The organism is Leyella stercorea, from assembly GCF_021531355.1.
In the GTDB taxonomy this organism is placed as follows: domain Bacteria; phylum Bacteroidota; class Bacteroidia; order Bacteroidales; family Bacteroidaceae; genus Prevotella.
Genome location: NZ_JADYTS010000005.1, coordinates 37,401 through 57,100 on the forward strand (window position 1 = coordinate 37,401; position 19,700 = coordinate 57,100).

The 19,700-nt window shown below is 50.4% G+C and carries 16 protein-coding genes and 1 pseudogene; 7 read left to right on the plus strand and 10 right to left on the minus strand.

The features are described 5' to 3' along the window. Window position 1: 1 nt before the first annotated feature. The 3 genes from I6E38_RS02805 to I6E38_RS02815 all read right to left on the minus strand — a co-directional run bounded on the left by I6E38_RS02805 (window position 2) and on the right by I6E38_RS02815 (window position 2,620). Window positions 2-598, minus strand: coding sequence for a LemA family protein (locus I6E38_RS02805; protein ID WP_235392570.1), 597 nt, complete (start codon window positions 596-598; stop codon window positions 2-4). Window positions 599-820: 222 nt separating this feature from the next. Then, a complete protein-coding gene (locus I6E38_RS02810; RefSeq protein WP_235392571.1) occupies window positions 821-1,996 on the minus strand; it encodes a TlpA disulfide reductase family protein in 1,176 nt (391 codons plus the stop codon). 60 nt (window positions 1,997-2,056) lie between these two features. Further along, complete coding sequence (locus I6E38_RS02815) at window positions 2,057-2,620, minus strand: NUDIX hydrolase (protein ID WP_235392572.1); 564 nt, start codon at window positions 2,618-2,620, stop codon at window positions 2,057-2,059. Window positions 2,621-2,724: 104 nt separating this feature from the next. Between I6E38_RS02815 and I6E38_RS02820 the strand changes: the two genes are divergently transcribed. Next, window positions 2,725-3,549: an alpha/beta hydrolase gene (locus I6E38_RS02820; protein ID WP_235392573.1), complete on the plus strand. Its 825-nt coding sequence runs from the start codon at window positions 2,725-2,727 to the stop codon at window positions 3,547-3,549. Window positions 3,550-3,587: 38 nt separating this feature from the next. Continuing rightward, window positions 3,588-3,938 (plus strand): annotated as a pseudogene (locus tag I6E38_RS02825) (glycosyltransferase family 9 protein); the annotation flags it as partial. 274 nt (window positions 3,939-4,212) lie between these two features. Here I6E38_RS02825 and I6E38_RS02830 read toward each other — a convergent pair. From I6E38_RS02830 to I6E38_RS02845, 4 genes are all read right to left on the minus strand, one after another. Continuing rightward, window positions 4,213-4,734 (minus strand): D-Ala-D-Ala carboxypeptidase family metallohydrolase, encoded by a 522-nt coding sequence (locus tag I6E38_RS02830; RefSeq protein WP_308232821.1) that lies wholly within the window; start codon window positions 4,732-4,734, stop codon window positions 4,213-4,215. A 260-nt stretch (window positions 4,735-4,994) separates the two neighbouring features. Beyond that, the gene (locus tag I6E38_RS02835; RefSeq protein WP_235392610.1) at window positions 4,995-5,411 is read right to left on the minus strand and encodes a T9SS type A sorting domain-containing protein; all 417 of its coding nucleotides are present in this window, start codon (window positions 5,409-5,411) and stop codon (window positions 4,995-4,997) included. Window positions 5,412-5,835: 424 nt separating this feature from the next. Beyond that, a complete protein-coding gene (locus I6E38_RS02840; protein WP_235392574.1) occupies window positions 5,836-7,062 on the minus strand; it encodes a helix-turn-helix domain-containing protein in 1,227 nt (408 codons plus the stop codon). A 186-nt stretch (window positions 7,063-7,248) separates the two neighbouring features. Beyond that, the gene (locus I6E38_RS02845; RefSeq protein ID WP_235392575.1) at window positions 7,249-9,120 is read right to left on the minus strand and encodes an AAA domain-containing protein; all 1,872 of its coding nucleotides are present in this window, start codon (window positions 9,118-9,120) and stop codon (window positions 7,249-7,251) included. 131 nt (window positions 9,121-9,251) lie between these two features. Here I6E38_RS02845 and I6E38_RS02850 point away from each other — a divergent pair, with 131 nt between their 5' ends. The 4 genes from I6E38_RS02850 (at window position 9,252) to I6E38_RS02865 (ending at window position 13,335) form a co-directional block, all read left to right on the plus strand. Next, a complete protein-coding gene (locus I6E38_RS02850; RefSeq protein WP_235392576.1) occupies window positions 9,252-9,911 on the plus strand; it encodes a hypothetical protein in 660 nt (219 codons plus the stop codon). 170 nt (window positions 9,912-10,081) lie between these two features. Beyond that, entirely contained in the window at window positions 10,082-11,041 is a 960-nt protein-coding gene (gene ribD / locus I6E38_RS02855; protein WP_235392577.1) for a bifunctional diaminohydroxyphosphoribosylaminopyrimidine deaminase/5-amino-6-(5-phosphoribosylamino)uracil reductase RibD, read from the plus strand. Between the two features lie 30 nt (window positions 11,042-11,071). After that, window positions 11,072-12,568, plus strand: a complete 1,497-nt coding sequence (locus I6E38_RS02860; protein ID WP_235392578.1) for an alkaline phosphatase family protein — start codon at window positions 11,072-11,074, stop codon at window positions 12,566-12,568. A 311-nt stretch (window positions 12,569-12,879) separates the two neighbouring features. After that, window positions 12,880-13,335, plus strand: coding sequence for a transposase (locus tag I6E38_RS02865; RefSeq protein ID WP_235392579.1), 456 nt, complete (start codon window positions 12,880-12,882; stop codon window positions 13,333-13,335). 346 nt (window positions 13,336-13,681) lie between these two features. On the opposite strand, the gene upp is transcribed toward I6E38_RS02865, so the two are convergent. Continuing rightward, entirely contained in the window at window positions 13,682-14,338 is a 657-nt protein-coding gene (gene upp / locus I6E38_RS02870) for a uracil phosphoribosyltransferase (protein ID WP_235392580.1), read from the minus strand. 469 nt (window positions 14,339-14,807) lie between these two features. Here upp and pckA point away from each other — a divergent pair, with 469 nt between their 5' ends. Further along, window positions 14,808-16,409 carry a phosphoenolpyruvate carboxykinase (ATP) gene (pckA, locus tag I6E38_RS02875; RefSeq protein WP_235392581.1) on the plus strand — a complete coding sequence of 534 codons (1,602 nt, stop codon included), beginning with the start codon at window positions 14,808-14,810 and terminating at the stop codon, window positions 16,407-16,409. 69 nt (window positions 16,410-16,478) lie between these two features. Here the strand turns inward: pckA and I6E38_RS02880 are convergent, their stop codons facing one another. Both I6E38_RS02880 and gyrB read right to left on the minus strand, forming a co-directional pair. Beyond that, window positions 16,479-17,417 (minus strand): hypothetical protein, encoded by a 939-nt coding sequence (locus I6E38_RS02880; RefSeq protein ID WP_235392582.1) that lies wholly within the window; start codon window positions 17,415-17,417, stop codon window positions 16,479-16,481. 183 nt (window positions 17,418-17,600) lie between these two features. After that, entirely contained in the window at window positions 17,601-19,574 is a 1,974-nt protein-coding gene (gene gyrB, locus I6E38_RS02885) for a DNA topoisomerase (ATP-hydrolyzing) subunit B (protein ID WP_235392583.1), read from the minus strand. Window positions 19,575-19,700: the final 126 nt, after the last annotated feature.

A 19,700-nucleotide genomic window follows, 5' to 3' on the forward strand; every position in this document is an offset into this window, starting at 1 on the left:
TTTAGAACTCTACTTTAGGAGCTTTATCGGCTCCAGCCTCTGCCTCGAAGTAGTTCTTCTTGTCAAAACCGCAGATGCCTGCAATCAGACTCTTCGGGAATCGGCGTATTGCCACGTTATATTCCTTGGCTGCATCGTTGAAGTCCTTACGGGCTACGTTGATGCGGTTCTCAGTGCCTTCCAGCTGCGATTGCAGTTCGAGGAAGTTCTGGTTGGCCTTGAGGTCGGGATAGTTCTCGGTGATGGCGAGCAACTTGCCCAGTGCATTGGTAACGTCGCCCTGCGCCTTCTGATACTGTGCCAGCTGCTGCGGAGTGCAGTTAGAGGGGTCAATCTTCACCTGAGTAGCCTGCGAGCGTGCAGCCATTACAGCCTCAAGTGTCTGGCTCTCGTGCTTGGCATAGCCCTTGACGGTGCTCACGAGGTTAGGGATGAGGTCGGAGCGACGCTGATACTGTGTCTCAACGTTAGCCCACTTGCCGTTCACTTCCTCGTCCATCGATACCAGTCCGTTGTATCCGCTTATGCCCCAAAGAGCTATCACCAGAATCACCACACCAGCGATGATCCATCCTAAATGTTTTGGTCGTTTGTTCATTTTGTCGTTAATTAAATTAATGTATAATTAGGAGGCTATGGCGTTCTCGCCGTAGCCAGTGCAATTTACCCATATATGGGTATTGCGCAAGTCGCTAATTCTGAGTAACTTTGCTGGCGTGAAAATTCATAATGTTATTGTATAAAGAGCAAAGGGGAGTGGCTGTGAAGTCAGTCCCTTTTTTCTTTTTTCCACGTCAACACGTCACCATCCCAACCTCAATTAAAGCAGCGCTTTAATCTCAGCGTCAATATCCTTAATCTGTGCGTCGCGCTTCACCACGTTGCAGTTGCGGTCGAGCAGGAAGAAGGTTGGTACCTGCTGCACGTTGTACAGCTGCAGAACGCGTGAGTCGTCGTCAACGCGTGTGCTTATCCAGGGCAGGGCAGCAGTCTGAGTCTTCCAGAAGTGCTCGTCGCCGTCTACGCTCACCTGATAAATCTCCAGTCCGGCAGCGTGGTATTTGTTATACAGTTCGCGCAGCATCATGATGCGCTGCAGTGACTTCTCGTTGGCGAAGAGGTGGAAGTCGAGCAACACCACCTTGCCATTGAGCGACGACAGGCGGCGTTCGTTGCCCTTGTTGTCGGTCAGAGTGAAGTCGATAACGCCAGAAGTGTTCACCTTCTGTGCGTCAAGTATGCCTTGAGCCTGCTTGTTCTTCAGAATGCGTATGTCCTTCATGCCTTCGATGGCAATGTTGTGCAGGTTCTCGCCGCGCTCCTCGTTAGGATAGAATGTGTCCCAACTTGTAGCCACAGCGGCAAACACCTTCACGTCCTGCTCCGACGAGCGGGGATTGAATATCAGTACGGGCTGTCCGCCGGCATACAGTGTCTGGAACAGTGCGAAGTAAGATGAAGCCTTCATCGGCTCCTTGAAGATGTATTCGGTCTTCACGCGGGTTTTGTACGCTTCAACAACACGAGCTACGCTGTCGTTGACAGCATCGGCTCCGAGCTGCGGGTTCTGTGCGATGGCGTTCAGCTGTGTCTGCAGTCCCATCTGCATAAGTGTCAGCTCCTTGATACGCGAGCAGTCTTCCGATCCGCTCACCTCATACTGCGATGCCATGCCAGGATATTCAGCCTTGATGTTTACCGTCTCGGTAGAATCGATGGCAATGTTTATTATTTGTCCTGCAATGCGCAGACGATAGAACTCCGGTGCTGTAGGTGCCTTGTCGTCGAATGCGAAAGTACCGTCGGCCGACAGCTTCACTGAGTCGACTACAACCGGACCGTTCAGACTCATGTTCTCAAAATACAGAGTTGAGTCGGCTGCATTGCCGATGGTGCCGTTGACGTGGAATTTCTTCTCGTTGCATGAGGCCATGCCTAATACTGCCACTGCCGCCAAAGCAATGGCGAAAAGGCTGTTTAATGATTTTATCTTCATTGTTTTTTGTTATTATGCTATATATAAAAATGTGTGTCTAATGACTAATAGACTGCAAACTTACACATTTTTATCCACATTTTCGCGATTTTCGGGCGAAAAACGCTCCTCACGTCCGAGGAATTTGATGAGTCCCCAGCGCACGCTGCGCAGTCCGAACTGTTCCGTATGTATGTCGCCGGGTGCTATCCACATGCATTCAGCAGCGTCGTCGTTGGCTGTGAGCACGCTCTCGTCTTCCACCTTACACTCAAAGAACATGTCGAGTGTGTGTATGTCGATGCGGCTATAGCGGTAGATGTTGGGCAGCGAGAAGAGGTATTTCGACTCCGTAACCTTCAGTCCTGTCTCTTCCATAACCTCACGTGCAACGCCCTGTTCGGCAGTTTCGCCCAGTTCGGCAAATCCTCCTGGCAGGTCGAGTGTGCCCTTGGCTGGTTCGTTGCGGCGGCGCTCTACTAATATCTCGCCCTTGCTGTTTGTTATGATTGCTACGTTGGCAGAGCTGGGATTCATAAAAAACTCAAATCCGCAGTTCTCGCATTTCTTACTTGCTTTGCTGTTCTCTACAAAGTGATGACTGCCGCACATGGGGCAATACTCAAATTTCTCTAATGGATGCATGTGTAGTAAATTTTAAAATCCTCTGCAATATTACTAAAAAATGGTTACCTTTGCAAGATAAAAGACAATTATTAGTAAGATAAATCTAAAAACTTATATCAGAAATGAGAAAATTGAGATCATTCGCATTACTTGTTGTGCTCCTTGCCGTGTCTGTATCGGCTATGGCACAGCGTGCTTTCGATGTTAACCTATGGGATGCTAAAACTCCAAATAAAAACGGACTGCAGGACACTGCCTACATCAAGGTTTTCCTGCCCGATGCCAAGCGTGCCACTGGTCGCGCCGTGGTAATTTGTCCGGGCGGAGGCTATGCTCATCTGGCTATGGATCATGAGGGAACCCAGTGGGCGCCCTTCTTCAACAATATGGGCATTGCTACTATCGTGTTGCATTATCGTATGCCCAACGGCAATGTCAAGGTGCCTATTAGCGATGCCGAGGAGGCTATACGCATTGTTCGCAGCAATGCCAAGTCGTGGCATATCAATGCCTCTGACGTAGGCATAATGGGATTTTCGGCTGGCGGCCATCTTGCCTCTACTATAGCCACACAGTCGAAAGGCGATGCCAAGCCCAATTTCCAGATTCTTTTCTATCCCGTCATAACAATGCTACAGGGCTACACCCATCAGGGCTCGCACGACAATCTGTTGGGAGCTAACGCCAGTAAGAAGGACGAGCAGAAGTACTGTTCCGATCTTCAGGTGACACGTGTCACACCGCGCGCCTGCCTTCTTCTCTCCGACGACGACCATGCGGTGTTGCCTATCAACAGCGTCAACTATTATGCCGAGCTGTACCGACACGACGTCCATGCATCCATATACGTGTATCCAACTGGTGGCCACGGATGGGGCATGAACACCTCGTTTGCCTATCATACTGAGATGCTCCTCAATCTGAAGGGATGGCTTGAGAGCTTTTAATGCCTAAACATACGTGTTAAACCTATATATTTAAGCCTATGAAGACTGAACACATCTTGATAATGCGTTTTTTTACTCCCGACGAGGTGGCAATGCTTGTACCCGTGGTAAGATCGCTCGCACAGCAATATCCCGACCTGCGTGTCACCGTGCTTAGCCAACCTTCAGCCCGCCCGTTGTTTGAAGATATGGCACACAACGTAGGGTTTATGGCTGCCGACCTCAACGGCGAGTATCATGGGGTGAAGGGACTCAATGCCCTCTATCGCCGTCTTGTTGCCAAGAACTTCACAGCTATTGCCGACATGCACAACTTCTTGCGTTCGTCTTACCTGCGCATGCGCTTCAATCTTTCGAGCTATCGTGTCGAGCATATCGACAACCACCGCCATTCTGCCCAGCCTCTCCCGTCGCTCACCGACGACTATATCGATGTGCTCGCAAGGTTAGGGTATGAGGTTAGCGTAAACAACAAGTAGGAGAGTGTGTCAAAACAGAAGTTAGAGGAAGTTTGGGCTTTGCCCGTAGTTAATAGAAGTTAGCGGACATATGTATAAATTGCTGAAAGACAAAGCATTTGTCCGTTAACTTCCATTCATCGTAGATGGATTAACTTCTTCTTAACTTCCTCTAACTCCTATTCTGACACGCCCTCCTAAGCTTCTACTTCACTTCAATCCATGCTTGCCGACGGTTGTTGCCGTCGGTGCGGTAGCTCACGTGCAGCCACCGCGTAGCTGTCTTACGCCTTTGTTCGTAGATAAGCTGGTCGAAGTCGAGGTTGCACCTGATATAATCATACATCTTCATGCCCACCTCTGCGTTAGGCACGTTGATGTCGGCTGCCTCGCCCAGAGTGTGTTGCGATGTAGCCACGCCTCCCACCTTTGCATTGACGCTTGGCGAGCGGTAGCCGCTCGTGATGCGTATTCTGCCAAACCGTCGGCGCAGCGGTTCAAGCACGTTATCGCACAGCGCCTTCAGCCGCGCCACCGTCTCTTCCGACGGTGTGTTGTCTATGCCGTGGCGTATTGCTGTGGCAGAGATTATGAACTCGCGCAGGCTGAAGTGCTGGGTCAATTGTGTGGTTGGCAATAGGTCGTACACTGATTCTACGACCATCATCTGTTGTACGTTTGTACAAGTGGCCGCCGCCAATGCGACAGCCATTTCTGTGTTCTTCATTGTGTGTGTTGGATTATTAATAGTTAAGACGTCAAGTAATTTGATGCTGCAAAAGTAACGCACTAATTGGAAGCAATACTACCATTTCCAATTGTTTTCGTTGTATTAAGTTAACCTATAGATAACGTTACACATGTATTGTCGTTCAAAAACCAAGTCATTAATTTGTTGTTCAAGATCCTATTATACAAAACAGCCCGTTGGCGAGGAAATCCTTGCCAACGGGCTTTGCTTTATTATATTCTGTGAATCGAAACAGATTATTTCACAACAATCTTGAAAGTTTCTGTCTTGTCCTCCTTGGTGGTAGCCTTGACGATGTATACGCCTGGCTGTTGGACGTTGAGCTGGCAACGCTCGCCAATAGAGCTGTGATTGCTTGTTACGAGCGAACCGGCTATGTCGTAAACCACTACTTGCTTCACCTCACCATTCAGAGCTGCCACGATGATGGTGCTTGGCGACGGTGAGAAGCAGTGTACGGCGCTGATACCCGTAGGTACAACCCAGTTGTTGCTGGTGAGGTAGTAGCGATCGTGGTCGTTTGCCATCATCTGCACCTTCATGCCGTCGGCAATCTCGGTGAACTTCTTCGTTGTAGCGTCGTATATGAAGAGTTTGCCGCCCTCGTCGTTCATTTTGCGCAGCATCTTGCTGTTGAGCCAGTGGTTGTACATCACAATATTTGCATTTATAACCGCTCAAAACTGCGAGTTGAACGCATGCGAAATTCTTTGGCTCGAAATTTGTGAGTTTTGCGCGTGCAGCGTTATGCGCCTTGTGCTCAACGTGTTATGTGGATGCGGGCGAAAGTGTGCAACATAATAAAACAAAAAAGTAGTCCTTTTCGTTGCAACGGGACTACTTTTGCTTTTCATTTAAGCCTCAGTTGCACTGCATTTGTTGTACTTTTGCCTTCCAAAAGTACTCCTTTTGCACAGCAACTGAGGCTTAAATTATAAATAAGTGATGACGGGCAGTCGAAATAACGATAAAAACGCCGTCAGAATTCTCTATAATCGATTTTTTATTTGTAATAATTTTTTACTGTATATACAATATTTGCATGGTCAATTCCCGCTCGTTTATGCCTCGCATTGTTTAATGCGTCTGTCTATACACCGAGGGTGGCATGCCCTCTATCGACTTGAATATTTTGGACATTGACGCCAGGTCGGTAAATCCCATTTTGTATGCTATGTCGCTGAGCGACACAGAGCGGTCGGCGAGGAGCAGAAGTTTCGTCTCCTCTACCTTCAGGTAGTTGACCCATGCGTTGAAGTTGCGACCCTTCACGCTGTTGAGATAGTTGGACAGTAGGCGCGAGTTCAGCCCCATTTGCTCAGCCACCTGCATTATGGTGATGCTCTCCTTGAGATATGGCTTGTCTTCGCGTTGTGTCCACGCTGTCACGATGGTGTCGATTGATGATATTTCGGCAGATGGCTTGCTTGTTACTGTTTCGGGCTCTTGCTTCTGCTTTGATTCGTCGCTGCTACGCTGTGCTTTGTCTGCATCAGTGGCGTTGTCGGTTGTGGCAGCTGTTGTCGGTGTGTTGTCGTTGTCGGCAAAAGCCGGTCGGATTTCCCAATAAATGTTGCGGCACATGATGAAAGCTATGCTGTTGACGATAATAACCAGTGATAGAATCCAGAGTATGGAAGAATCCCACATAGGGTCGGATGTGAAGAGGTCTATTATACTTATTATATAATATATCACAATTGATATTACCACGGCTATGAGCCAGTGGCTCTGGCTGCGGCTCTTGCCCGAGCAATAGTTGTCGATATGCTGTCTGAAGCGTATTGTCTGCTTGCCCACCGACTTGAGGATGTATGCTGTTTCGACTACAAACACCGCATACAGCGCATAGCAGGTGTATATGGCGGGCTTTGTTGTGATGAATTCGTTGTAGGCTTTGGCTGAGAAGGTCAGTCCGTAGTCGGGTATAAACAATATTATATGTGTGAGCCACACGAGTAGTACGGGTGTGACATAGAGTATTGAGGTGCGCAGTTTGGGTTGCTTGCCGTGCAGCAGATAGATTATGGCTGTCATGTCGATGCATATAGCGAAGTAGATGAACAGCGGGCTGGTGAAGTGGTCGAGGGACAGATGCGGCACGCCGTTGATTATGCGCGATATATACAGCAGGCTTGTCAATGCCTCTATTAATGCTGAGGCGGCAAGGCATAGTCGTGTCTTGCTGAATGAGTCGACCTTTCCCTGCACATCTTTCTGAATTGGGGTGAGCAGAAAGATTGTTCCTATAGTGGTGCATACGGCGCAGTTGAACACGTATGCTATTAATGTTGTTAAGTCCATGATTTATCGGTTTTACACAAAAAATCGTTTTATTTTACAAAGGTAGTATTTCATGCAATATTTTGCAAACGATTGTTCTTTATTTTGCATTTTTTGCACCATGTTTTGACAAATTATCTTTTTTTACACATGTTGCTGTACAGCAATCAGTTGCTACGGAGGCTATATTGCTTCCGTAGCAACCAATCATAATTCTGTCACATATTCGTATAGCTTGTTGTAGAACGGATGGCGGGTCATGGTGGCTGCCGAACCGAGAATGATGAGCTTCATTCGGGCACGTGTGATAGCCACGTTCATGCGGCGAAGGTCGCGTAGGAATCCGATGTCGCCGCCGTCGTTGTCGCGAACGAGCGAGATGAGTATGATGTCGCGCTCCTGACCCTGAAATCCGTCGACGGTGTTGACGGTGATGAGGCGGCGGTAGGGACGCAGGCGCTCGCTCTGGCGTATCATCTTGCGCAGCAGCTGCACCTGGGCACGATAGGGCGAGATGATGCCTACATCTATCGACTCGTCGAGCACACGCTGACGGCCTATCTTGTCGAAATAGTCGGCAAGGGTGGCGAGCGTGAGTTCTGCCTCGGCACGGTTGATGCGACCGAAGTTTTCGCCCACAAACTCCTCACGGCCGTCTACGTCGGTGGTGTCGACCCACATCATGGGGCGGTCGTAGTCGAGTATGCCACGGCCCTTGACTTCTGGAGCCGACTGCACGCGCGAGTTGTAGAAGTAGTCGCTCGAGAATCGCATTATCTGCTCGTTCATACGATACTGCACCTCAAGCAGCGTCACCACCTCGGGCTTCTGCTCGGCAATGCGCTCCATGAGCGTACGGCCTAGTCCGCCCTTCAGAGCCATGATGCTCTTCACGGTAGGCGGCAGCTGACAGTGGTCGCCTGCCAGGATGACACGTCCAGCCTTGCGTATGGCTATCCAGCACGCAGCCTCAAGCGCCTGTGCCGCCTCGTCTATAAATAAGGTGGAATAGTGTTCGCCCTCAAGCACACGGTTGGCGGCACCGGTGAGTGTGCAGGCTATGACACGCGCCTCGCCGAAGAGCGACGAGCGTATGCGCAGCTCCAGTTCGGTGGCACGGCTCTTCAGGCGGTCCATCTTCTGATGCCACGACTCGGTGCGTCCGCGACGCTGCTGGCGCAGTTCGCGTATGGCCTTGCGTATGCTCCACAGCTGCGGATAGTCGGGATGGGCCTCAAAGCGCCGTTCGTAGGTGAACGACAGCATCTTGTCGTTGACACGTGTAGGATTGCCTATGCGCAGCACTGCCACGCCACGGTCGACGAGTTTCTCCGAAATCCAGTCGACCGCCATGTTGCTCTGGGCGCACACCAGCACCTGGCTCTCGCGGCGCAGCGTCTCGTATATAGCCTCGACCAGCGTCGTCGTCTTGCCCGTTCCGGGAGGGCCGTGCACGATGGCAACATCCTTGGCACGCATCACCTCGCCCACAGCGTGCTGCTGCGAGGCATTGAGCCACGACAGGCAGGGGGCGTCGAATGTGAAGCGTGACGCAGGCACCTTGGTATAGAATATGTCGCGCAGCGCTGCCAGACGTCCCGTCTTGGCACGTATCACGCGGTCGAGAGCGTCGAACATCAATCTGTAAGAAGTCTCGTCGAAGAACAGTTGTATGCCAAGAGCCTCCTGACGTTGCAGGTCGACAATGCGTCCGGCGTCGGGCAGTGCCACCACCATGCGGTCTTGCTCGGCATAGCTCACCGTAGCGGTGAACGACATATAGTGTATGCTGTCGCGCCCGGCGGCGTCGCGCTTCATGGTGAAGAAGCACACGGGGCGTCCCGGCTCGAAGTTGTGCTCAATGTCCGAGCCCGGCTGGCGTGTCACCTCAACCACCATCTGATTGAGCGAGTTGTAATAATTGCGTCCTATGCCGACGGGAAACCACGCATCGCCGCGCCTTGTCTTGCGCTCAATGCCCATGGTCTGCGTCTGCTTGCGAAATTCTTCCTTCTCGTGATTGTATTCAATCTCAAGAAGAAGTCGCTGCTGTTGTAATTGAAGTATTGGGTTGTTCATCACAAGCAAAGTTAACAATAATATTCTGCCTCGAAACACTTAAAATTCAAAAAATACAGCATTTTTTTTGAGGTTTCGCAAAAATGTCGTACTTTTGGAAAAATCCTGAATTATAAAACCTAGAAAACGCTATGGAAAAGAAAATAACACAAGAGAACTTCGAAGAGACCTACGTCGACAGTATCGAGTTGGAACGCATCGACAAGTTTGTGTGCGACGAGATGGCGCGACAGATTCACCGCTACATCAAGGCGATGAAGGGCTCCAAGACTATTATGCTCAAGTTTGAGGAACAGCTCGCCACGCTGACAGTGGAAGAAAAAGAAGAGGCCATAGCACGCTACATCGACCTAAACCGCAAAGTGCTATCAGGACTTGACTTCAAGGTTGTACTCGCACGAGCTATGGCCAACTATTGCGACACGTTCGCTTATCTTATCGAGCTTGTCAACAACAAGCGCAAGATGGTATTCTATCTGAACCGCATACGCGACAAGTACGAACAATATCACGAGGTGTTTGAAGAGAACGGACACTTCGGCATCAAAGACCACAAGGGCAATGTACTTATACCTGCCCGCTACGACTTCCTGCGTACACCTTATGTATACGTAGACGACCTGCGCACGCTGCCGGTTATTGCCCAGCGCGACGGCAAAATGGGTCTTATCCTGCCCGACGGCAAGGAGACAGTGGTGGCAGACTTCATCTACGACGATATTTCACTCCGCGACGAGCCTCCTTATTTTGAGGCTTGGAAGGGGGATGAAGCAACACTAATCGAAGCTTAGGCTCGATTAGTGTTGCTTCATCGGTTGTGGTGTTGAGGTGTTGTTGTGGTGTGATTTGCTTTTTTGCTAAAAACATAACCAACAAAACACCACCTCAACTACACAACCCAAACAACAAATTACACCATCTCAACATCACACCACAACAACCTCTTTTCTCGAAGAAAAAAATGACTGACGAACAATACATGCGCCGCTGCCTGCAACTGGCTGGCTGCGGCATTATGGGTGCCAAGCCCAATCCGATGGTGGGGGCTGTGATAGTGTCTGCCGACGGACGCATCATTGGCGAGGGCTATCATCGCCGTTGCGGTGAGGCTCATGCCGAAGTGAATGCCTTTGCATCGGTGCGCTCCGAGGACGAGCCGCTGCTCAGCAATGCCACTATATACGTAAGCCTTGAGCCTTGCTCGCACTACGGCAAGACACCGCCATGCGCCGACCTTATTATAAAGAAAGGTGTGAAGCGATGCGTGGTGGGATGTGTCGACCCCTTTGCCAAGGTGCATGGACGAGGCATACAGAAACTGCGCGATGCAGGCATAGAGGTGACCGTGGGCGTGCTCGACGACGAGTGTCGCGAACTGAACCGCCGCTTCATCACCTTCAACGAACACCGCCGCCCGTATATCACACTGAAGTGGGCAGAAACCGCCAATCACTTCATCGACAACGACGGCAAGGCACTGGCTATATCCACACCGTTCACCAAGATGCTGTCGCACCGTCTGCGTGCCGAGGCTGACGCCATACTCGTGGGCAGAACCACCGACGAGCGTGAGCATCCGCAGCTCAACACACGCAACTGGGCAGGACCGTCGCCACGACGCATCGTAATCGACAGCAGCCAGCCGGCATTCGAGGGCCTGGACTTCACACAGCCCGTTGTGCCGCAGATTCTCTCGTGGCTATACGACGAGCGCTGCCAATGGCTCATCGTTGAGGGAGGAGCAAAGACACTGCAATCGTTTATAGATGCCGGAGCGTGGGACGAAATACGCATTGAGACGGCACCGCTGACCGTAGCATCAGGCACACTCGCACCGCAACTGCCCGACAACGCCCAGCTGCACAGTCAGCAGATATACGACGGAAACACCATCCGGGTATTCCGCAACGGAACAAAATAAAACTATAAAAATATAACTAAAACAACAATTATGAAGAAACTGATATTTTCGGTACTTTTGTGCTGCGTAGCCATCGTGGCAAGCGCACAGGTGCAGCGCCCGAAGCTGGTGGTAGGCATCGTTATCGACCAGATGCGTTGGGACTATCTCTACTACTATTACGACAAGTTCGGCGAGGGCGGAATGAAACGTCTCATCAACGAGGGATTCTCGTGCGACAACCAGATGGTGAACTACGTGCCTACCGTGACGGGTGTGGGACACGCCAGCCTATATACAGGAGCCGGACCTGCCACTAACGGTATCGCCTCGAACGAGTTCCGCATGGGCGACAAGATGGTGTACTGCTGCGACGACCCCTCGGTGCAGGGCGTAGGCACCACATCGAAGTCGGCACAGATGTCGCCCCACTATATGCTCGGCACCACTATAGGCGACATGCTGCGCCAGGCTACCGACTTCAAGGCCAAGGTCTTCGGCGTGGCTTTAAAGGACCGTGCAGCCATTCTGCCTGCGGGCCACTCTGCCAACGGCGCTTTCTGGTATGACAAGAGCGTGGCTGGATTTGTCACCAGCTCGTACTATATGGACAAGTTGCCCGACTATGTGGTGAAGTTCAACAAGCAGAACACCATGAAGAAGGGCTACGACCCGAAGGTACATGCCGACGGTGTGACCGTGACATTCGACATGGCTGAGGCAATAATGAAGGCCGAGAAGCTCGGACAGAACGGAACCACCGATATGCTCTGCGTAAGCATCTCGTCGACCGACGCCATCTCGCACCAGACAGGTACTTGGTGCTCGCCGGGCAAGGAGAACGAAGAGGTGTTCCTCACGCTCGACCGCGACATCAAGAAGTTCTTCGATGCTCTCGACGCGCAGGTGGGCAAGGACGGCTATCTGCTCTTCCTCACTGCCGACCACGCCGGAACGCACAACCCCAACACACAGCGCGAGCACAAGCTCGTGGGCGGTTCGTGGGACAAGACGGCTACGCTGCGCCAGGTGAACGAGGCTCTGTCGAAGAAGTTCGGCGTTGAGGGCAAGTACTTCAACGCATCAGTAGGCTTCAGCCTCTATCTCGACCACGCCTTCCTTGCACAGAACAATCTCGACATCGAGGCTGTCAAGGCAGCTGCCATAGCCGAACTCAAGAAGGTGCCCGAACTCATCACCGCCGTAGACTACGAGAAGGCAGCCGTGGCAGCTCTGCCGCAGTGGATACGCGAGCGCATAATCAACGGCTACTATCAGGGCCGTTCGGGCGACATCTACGCCGTAGTGAAGGCCAACTACTTCGACTGGGCAGTGAAGCCCGGATTCTACGGCTCTACACACGGATCATGGAACCCTGCCGACACACACATCCCGCTCATCTTCATGGGATGGAACGTGAAGCCTGGTAAGACCACACGACTGACCACTATGGTGGACACCGCACCCACGGTATGCGCCATGCTGCACGTGCAGGCACCCGATGCTTCAACCGGCAATCCGATTGTGGAAGTGGTGGATCAGAAGTAAATAATGTAAGCAGTACGCCCCGAAGGGGCATAAGCACATAGGAGAGTCAAAAATCAATTATACGGGCTGAAAGCCCAATAAGCACATAGGAGGGTGTGTCAAAATAGGAGTTAGAGGAAGTTAAGAAGAAGTTAATCCATCTACGATGGATGGAAGTTAACAGACAAATGCTTTATTTTCAGCAATTTATACATATGTCCGCTAACTTCTGTTAACTTCGGGCGAAGCCCAAACTTCTTTTAACTTCAATTTTGACACACCCTCTGTACGTGACACCCCCAACGCCCCGAAGGGGCAAAAGCATTACATATATGGCACAATCATTATGTAAAATATACATACATCTGATATTTCACATCAAAACCACTAGTCCACAGATACGTGAAGAAGATATAAATCGTGTACATTCCTATATAGGTAAATTGGTAAATGCAACTGGATGTAAAGAAATATGTGCAGGAGGAGTGGGTGACCATATACATTTATTATTTCTTTTATCACGAGAGGCTAACGTTTCTAAAGTGGTGGAAGAGGTTAAACGTAACAGTAGTCGTTGGTTGAAGACATTGGGTTCATATTATCATTGTTTTTCGTGGCAAGGCGGATATGCAGCATTTTCTGTTAGTCAATCGGTTGTAGGCAAGACGTTACAATATATTAGACAGCAACATGAACATCATATGAAGCATTCTTTTGCTGACGAATACAGAGCATTTTTGAAGTTGTATAATGTGGAATATGACGAAAGGTATGTTTTTGTCGACTGATACCATTGCGCCCTGTAAAGGCAAAAGCATTGGCAATTAATGCTTTTGCCCTTACAGGGCGCATTGTTTGTATCTGTTTAGAGGGTGTGTCAAAATAGGAGTTAGAGGAAGTTAAGAAGAAGTTAATCCATCTACGATGGATGGAAGTTAACAGACAAATGCTTTATTTTCAGCAATTTATACATATGTCCGCTAACTTCTGTTAACTTCGGGCGAAGCCCAAACTTCTTTTAACTTCAATTTTGACACACCCTCCTATGTGCTTCTGCCCCTTCGGGGCGTACTGCTTTGACTTATAGCACAATCTCAGTGTGCTTGTTGGGCTTTTAGCCCGCCTTTTTGTCTTTTAAATCTTTCCTCCGTAGCACAGGTCGCCGGCATCGCCGAAGCCCGGTACGATGTACTTGTGCTCGTTTAGACCCTCGTCTACGGCAGCACACCAAATGGTAGTGTCCTCGGGGAATGTCTTGCGTATGTGCTCTATGCCTTCGGGCGCTGCCATAACGCAAACCACGTGTACCTTCTTGGGAGTGCCCTTGGTGAGCAGCGCCTTGTAGCCCAGCTCCATAGATCCGCCGGTGGCAAGCATAGGGTCGACGATGAGCAGAGTGGCATCGTTGAGGTCGGGAGTAGCGAGATATTCTACGTGTATTCCAACCTTGGTGTGAGCCTCGTCCTCATACTCGCGGAATGCCGAAACGAAGGCATTGCCGGCGTGGTCGAAGATGTTGAGGAAGCCCTGGTGGAAAGGCAGACCTGCACGGAATATGGTGCCGAGCACCAGTTTGTCGGTAGGCACATTCACCTTAGCTACGCCAAGCGGAGTCTGGATGTCGCGCTCCTCATAGTCGAACGTCTTGCTCAGTTCGTAGGCGATGAGTTCGCCTACACGCATGATGTTGTTGCGGAACAACAGACGATTCTTCTGATAGTCCTTGTCGCGCATCTCCGCCATATACTTATTAATAATAGAGTTGCTCTTGCTGAAATCGATAATTTTCATATAGTTCGTTTGTTTTTAAATTCTTACAAAAGTACTAATAAAATCCTGTATCTCCGCAAATATAGTCTTTGCTGACCGCACACAACATATTACATTTCTATTTCTTTAACAAATAGTAGCTGAGGCTCCTGTCTCAGCAGCAATCAAACATTTAATACCCTATAAAATACCAAATTGTAAACTGCAAATGGCAATATATGACTACATGTTCGGTTTTGCGAAATTTTAACAAAAAAAATATTGAACACACGCAAATTTTGTCACCGATAAATATTGTTATCTTATAGTTTTTTCATAACTTTGCCGATGTAAATATAAGAGCGGCCAAATCCCCCGCAACGATTTACACCTATTTATATAAAGGACAATGAAAGTCGCCTGCACAGAAGCAACGGCCCCGATCAGGCAATAGTGGAGTCAGGCCATGGAAGTTGATTCTATATTCACATCTAAATAATATTTTTCAAAAATGGCAAAGTTAGATTTGACACAGTACGGAATTACTGGTTCTACAGTAATCGCTCACAATCCGTCTTATGAGAAGTTGTTCGAAGAGGAAACAAAGGCTGGTCTCGAAGGTTTCGAGGTAGGTCAGCAGACTGAACTCGGTGCTGTCAACGTAATGACAGGTATCTACACCGGTCGTTCACCTAAGGACAAGTACATCGTAATGGACGAGAACTCTAAGGACACTGTATGGTGGACAACAGAGGAATATAAGAATGACAATCACCCGATGTCTGAAGAGGTTTGGGCAACGGTTAAGGATATCGCCAAGAAGGAGCTTTGCAACAAGAACCTCTATGTAGTAGACGGTTTCTGCGGAGCTAACAAGGATACACGTATGGCTGTTCGTTTCATCGTTGAGGTTGCTTGGCAGGCTCACTTCGTAACAAACATGTTCATCCGTCCTACAGCTGAGGAGCTTGAGTCTTTCGAGCCTGACTTCGTTGTTTACAACGCATCTAAGGCTAAGGTAGAGAACTACAAGGAGCTCGGTCTGCACTCAGAGACTTGCGTTGCCTTCAACGTAACTTCTAAGGAGCAGGTTATCATCAACACATGGTACGGTGGTGAGATGAAGAAGGGTATGTTCTCAATGATGAACTACTTCCTCCCGCTCAAGGGCATCGCTTCTATGCACTGCTCTGCTAACTGCGACAAGAACGGCGAGAACACTGCTATCTTCTTCGGTCTCTCTGGTACAGGTAAGACCACTCTTTCTACCGACCCGAAGCGTCTCCTCATCGGTGACGACGAGCACGGATGGGACGACAACGGCGTGTTCAACTTCGAGGGTGGCTGCTATGCTAAGGTTATCAACCTCGACAAGGAGTCTGAGCCCGATATCTACAACGCTATCCGTCGCGACGCTCTCCTCGAGAACGTAACTGTTGACGCTAATGGCAAGATCGACTTCGCTGACAAGAGCGTAACAGAGAACACTCGTGTTTCTTACCCGATCTACCACATCAACAACATCAAGCCGGGTTCTTCTGCACCAGCTGCTAAGCAGGTTATCTTCCTCTCAGCTGACGCATTCGGTGTACTGCCTCCAGTATCTATCCTGACTCCGGAGCAGACTCAGTACTACTTCCTCTCAGGCTTCACTGCTAAGTTGGCAGGTACAGAGCGCGGCATCACAGAGCCGACTCCTACTTTCTCAGCTTGCTTCGGCCAGGCTTTCCTCGAGTTGCACCCGACAAAGTACGCTCAGGAGCTCGTTAAGAAGATGGAGAAGAACAACGCTAAGGCTTACCTCGTTAACACTGGTTGGAACGGTACTGGCAAGCGTATCTCTATCCGCGACACACGTGGTATCATCGACGCTATCTTGAGCGGTGACATCGACAAGGCTCCTACAAAGCAGATCCCGATGTTCGACTTCAAGGTTCCGACAGAGCTTCCTGGTGTAGCTACTGAGATTCTTGATCCGCGCGACACTTACGCTGAGGCTGCTCAGTGGGAAGAGAAGGCTAAGGACCTCGCTGCCCGCTTCATCAAGAACTTCGCTAAGTACACAAACAACGAGGCTGGTAAGGCTCTCGTAGCTGCTGGTCCCCAGCTCTAATCTTTCAGACAAAGATAAAGACTAAATAAAAAAGGTCTGTTTCCTATCAACGGGAAACAGACCTTTTTTTTATAGTCCGATGGCCTCTATTTCCTGCACTTGTTCGGGATTGAAGTAGTGGTCGCCGGAGATTGTCACGCATCGCATATATCGGGCGGTGAAGCGGCAATATGCCTGCTCGTCCATTTCGCCGTTGCATATATATTCCATGCCGTTGATATATATATGCTCGCCACGTTGGCAACCACGCAACGTGACACGTACAAAGCCGTAGAATCCGGGCGAGAAGTCGTAGGTGACGGATTGGTCGGCGCGGTCGAAGAAGTTTGGACTGTATATCTGGCGCACCCGCACGGCATCGTCGTTGAGGATGTTATATCGTTGAGGATAGTAGCCGAAGATGCTTTCGGCTGCCACTCCATAGTCTTTATTTGCGCTGTAGCTGTTCTTCTCTGCGGCGGCGACCGGTTGCCACACTGGCGTAATAATATCGCCGTAGGAGGGATGTGCGGGCATCTGATAGCGGTTGTCCATCAGTTCGCCATCGGCTGTGAGGCGTGTTGAGGCAGCGCTGCTTATCCATCCGTCAATGCTGCATGTGGCGAAGGAAGTGTCGTGCACGTCTTTGCCGAAGAAGCCTATAGAAAGGCGAGGGGATGCCATTGTGGCGGTAGGCGCTACGAGAAGTGCAACGGTGTTGGAGTCGGTGCGCAGAAACTGTGTCACGTCGAATGTTACGGACACGGAAGGGTGGGCTGCGTCTATATGACTGGGCATATAAAGCACTGTAGACACGTTGCGACCGTTGACATAGAGAATGAAGCGTGAGTCGGCTGCAACGCACACAGAGGCGCATTTAGGAGGGTTGTGGGCAATGAATGTGCGGCGGAACCATACACACGACGAGTCGGCAGACGACGGCGAGGTCATCCACTCTGTGCCGAACTGCTGCGCGTGGGCGGCTGTAAGGGCAAACAGAAGAAGTATGAATGTATGGAATATGCGCATGGAGAATAGGGGGAGAGTTGAGAGTTGAAAATTGAGAGTTGTGAGTTGAAAGAAAAATGAGAGTTGAAAAATGAGAGTTGATAGTTATGATTACTGACGATGAACATCAAATACTGATGCATTATATACAATGCATTTCATAACTTTCAACTCTCAATTTTCAACTCTCAATTTATGCAAAAGCTACGCGTCGATATTTGCGTAGGTAGCGTGTTCTTCGATAAACTTACGGCGCGGCTCTACGTCGTCGCCCATAAGCATTGAGAAAATCTCGTCGGCCTCGGCTGCATTCTCGATGGTGACCTGCTTGAGCAGTCGTGTCTGCGGGTCCATGGTAGTCTCCCAAAGCTGCTCGGGGTTCATCTCGCCAAGACCTTTGTAGCGCTGTGTGTGAACCGACTTGCCGTCCTCAACGCCACCGGCATACTTGTCGAGGAATGCCTGGCGCTGCTGGTCGGTGTAGCAATACTCCTTCACCTTGTTCTTGTAGGTGCAGAGGTAGAGCGGCGGGTTGGCTATGTAGAGGTGGCCTTCCTGGATTACCTTCGGCATGAAGCGATAGAAGAGTGTCATGATGAGCGTGTCGATGTGTGAACCATCGACGTCGGCATCGGTCATGATGATAATCTTGTCGTAGCGCAGCTTGTCGATGTTGGCCTCCTTGTCCTCCTCACCGTCAACGCCGAAGCGTACACCGATGCTCTGGATGATGTTCATAACCGACTCCGATTCGAACACCTTGTGCCACATCACCTTCTCAACGTTGAGAATCTTACCGCGCAGAGGCAGGATGGCTTGAGTGTAGCGGTCGCGTCCCTGCTTGGCAGAGCCACCGGCGGAGTCACCCTCGACGAGGAATATCTCGCACTTCTTGGGGTCGCGGTTGGAGCAGTCGGCAAGTTTGCCGGGGAGTCCGCCACCGGTCATCGGGTTCTTGCGCTGTACGCTCTCGCGTGCCTTGCGTGCTGCGATACGTGCTGTGGCTGCAAGAATCACCTTGTCGCATATCATCTTGGCTTCCTTGGGGTTTTCCTCAAGATAGTTTGCCAAAGCCTCGCCTACGGCCTGCTGTACGGCTCCTGCCACCTCGCTGTTGCCGAGCTTGGTCTTGGTCTGACCCTCAAACTGTGGCTCGGCTACCTTAATGGCGATTACGGCTGTGAGTCCTTCGCGGAAGTCCTCGCCTGCAATCTCTATCTTTGCCTTCTCAATCTGCTTGGAAATAGTCGGGTCGGCATCGGCATATGCCTTCAGCGTACGTGTCAGTGCGGCACGGAAACCGGTGAGGTGTGTACCGCCCTCGATGGTGTTGATGTTGTTGACGTAAGAGTGGATGTTCTCAGAGTAGTCGGTGTTGTACATCACTGCCACCTCGATAGGTATGCCCTGCTTCTCGGTCTTCAGATAGATGACGTCGTCGAAGAGGTGGGTGCGGTGACGGTCGACGTAGCGAACGAATTCCTTGAGTCCGTCCTTGGCGTGGAACACTTCCTCGCGTGTCTTGCCCTCTTCGTCGGGGCGCATGTCGCGCAGCGTAATCTTGATGCCGGCATTGAGGAATGCGAGCTCACGCATGCGGCGTGCTATGATGTCCCACTGGTAGTGGGTGGTGGTGAACACTGTTGGGTCGGGCCAGAACTGCTGGCGTGTACCGCGGAGTTCGGTCTCGCCTACTACCTTGACGGGATATAGGGGCTTGCCCTTCTCGTACTCCTGCTGGTAGATTTTGCCGTCGCGGAACACCTGCGACTTCATGTGGGTAGACAGTGCGTTGACGCAGCTTACACCTACGCCGTGCAGACCGCCGCTGACCTTGTATGAGCCCTTGTCGAACTTACCTCCGGCATGGAGCACTGTCATCACGACCTCCAGGGCTGATTTGTGAAGCTTCTCGTGCATGTCGACGGGGATACCACGACCGTTGTCCTGGACGGTGATTGATTCGTCCTCGTTGATGGTCACCTCGATGTGAGTACAGTAGCCTGCCATGGCTTCGTCGATAGAGTTGTCGACGGTCTCGTTGACAAGATGGTGCAGACCCTTCTCGCTGATGTCTCCGATATACATTGCCGGACGCTTGCGTACGGCTTCAAGTCCTTCAAGAACCTGAATGTTACTGGCCGAGTAATTGTTCTCGGTGTTCTGTATTTCTGCCATTTTGATTTTTCTATGTTTAGGTTACAAAAGTACTAAAAATATGTGAGTTAGGGAAATTTAGAGTATTAAAAAACGTCTAAAATTGAGCGCAATATGGACGTTGTTTGGTGGTAAAAGTGCAAAAAA

Coding starts and splice junctions, on each gene's coding strand:
- I6E38_RS02805 (WP_235392570.1), bottom strand. CDS start 598: ATGAACAAACGACCAAAACATTTAGGATGGATCATCGCTGGTGTGGTG.
- I6E38_RS02810 (WP_235392571.1), bottom strand. CDS start 1,996: ATGAAGATAAAATCATTAAACAGCCTTTTCGCCATTGCTTTGGCGGCA.
- I6E38_RS02815 (WP_235392572.1), bottom strand. CDS start 2,620: ATGCATCCATTAGAGAAATTTGAGTATTGCCCCATGTGCGGCAGTCAT.
- I6E38_RS02820 (WP_235392573.1), top strand. CDS start 2,725: ATGAGAAAATTGAGATCATTCGCATTACTTGTTGTGCTCCTTGCCGTG.
- I6E38_RS02830 (WP_308232821.1), bottom strand. CDS start 4,734: ATGAAGAACACAGAAATGGCTGTCGCATTGGCGGCGGCCACTTGTACA.
- I6E38_RS02835 (WP_235392610.1), bottom strand. CDS start 5,411: ATGTACAACCACTGGCTCAACAGCAAGATGCTGCGCAAAATGAACGAC.
- I6E38_RS02840 (WP_235392574.1), bottom strand. CDS start 7,062: ATGGACTTAACAACATTAATAGCATACGTGTTCAACTGCGCCGTATGC.
- I6E38_RS02845 (WP_235392575.1), bottom strand. CDS start 9,120: ATGAACAACCCAATACTTCAATTACAACAGCAGCGACTTCTTCTTGAG.
- I6E38_RS02850 (WP_235392576.1), top strand. CDS start 9,252: ATGGAAAAGAAAATAACACAAGAGAACTTCGAAGAGACCTACGTCGAC.
- ribD (WP_235392577.1), top strand. CDS start 10,082: ATGACTGACGAACAATACATGCGCCGCTGCCTGCAACTGGCTGGCTGC.
- I6E38_RS02860 (WP_235392578.1), top strand. CDS start 11,072: ATGAAGAAACTGATATTTTCGGTACTTTTGTGCTGCGTAGCCATCGTG.
- I6E38_RS02865 (WP_235392579.1), top strand. CDS start 12,880: ATGGCACAATCATTATGTAAAATATACATACATCTGATATTTCACATC.
- upp (WP_235392580.1), bottom strand. CDS start 14,338: ATGAAAATTATCGATTTCAGCAAGAGCAACTCTATTATTAATAAGTAT.
- pckA (WP_235392581.1), top strand. CDS start 14,808: ATGGCAAAGTTAGATTTGACACAGTACGGAATTACTGGTTCTACAGTA.
- I6E38_RS02880 (WP_235392582.1), bottom strand. CDS start 17,417: ATGCGCATATTCCATACATTCATACTTCTTCTGTTTGCCCTTACAGCC.
- gyrB (WP_235392583.1), bottom strand. CDS start 19,574: ATGGCAGAAATACAGAACACCGAGAACAATTACTCGGCCAGTAACATT.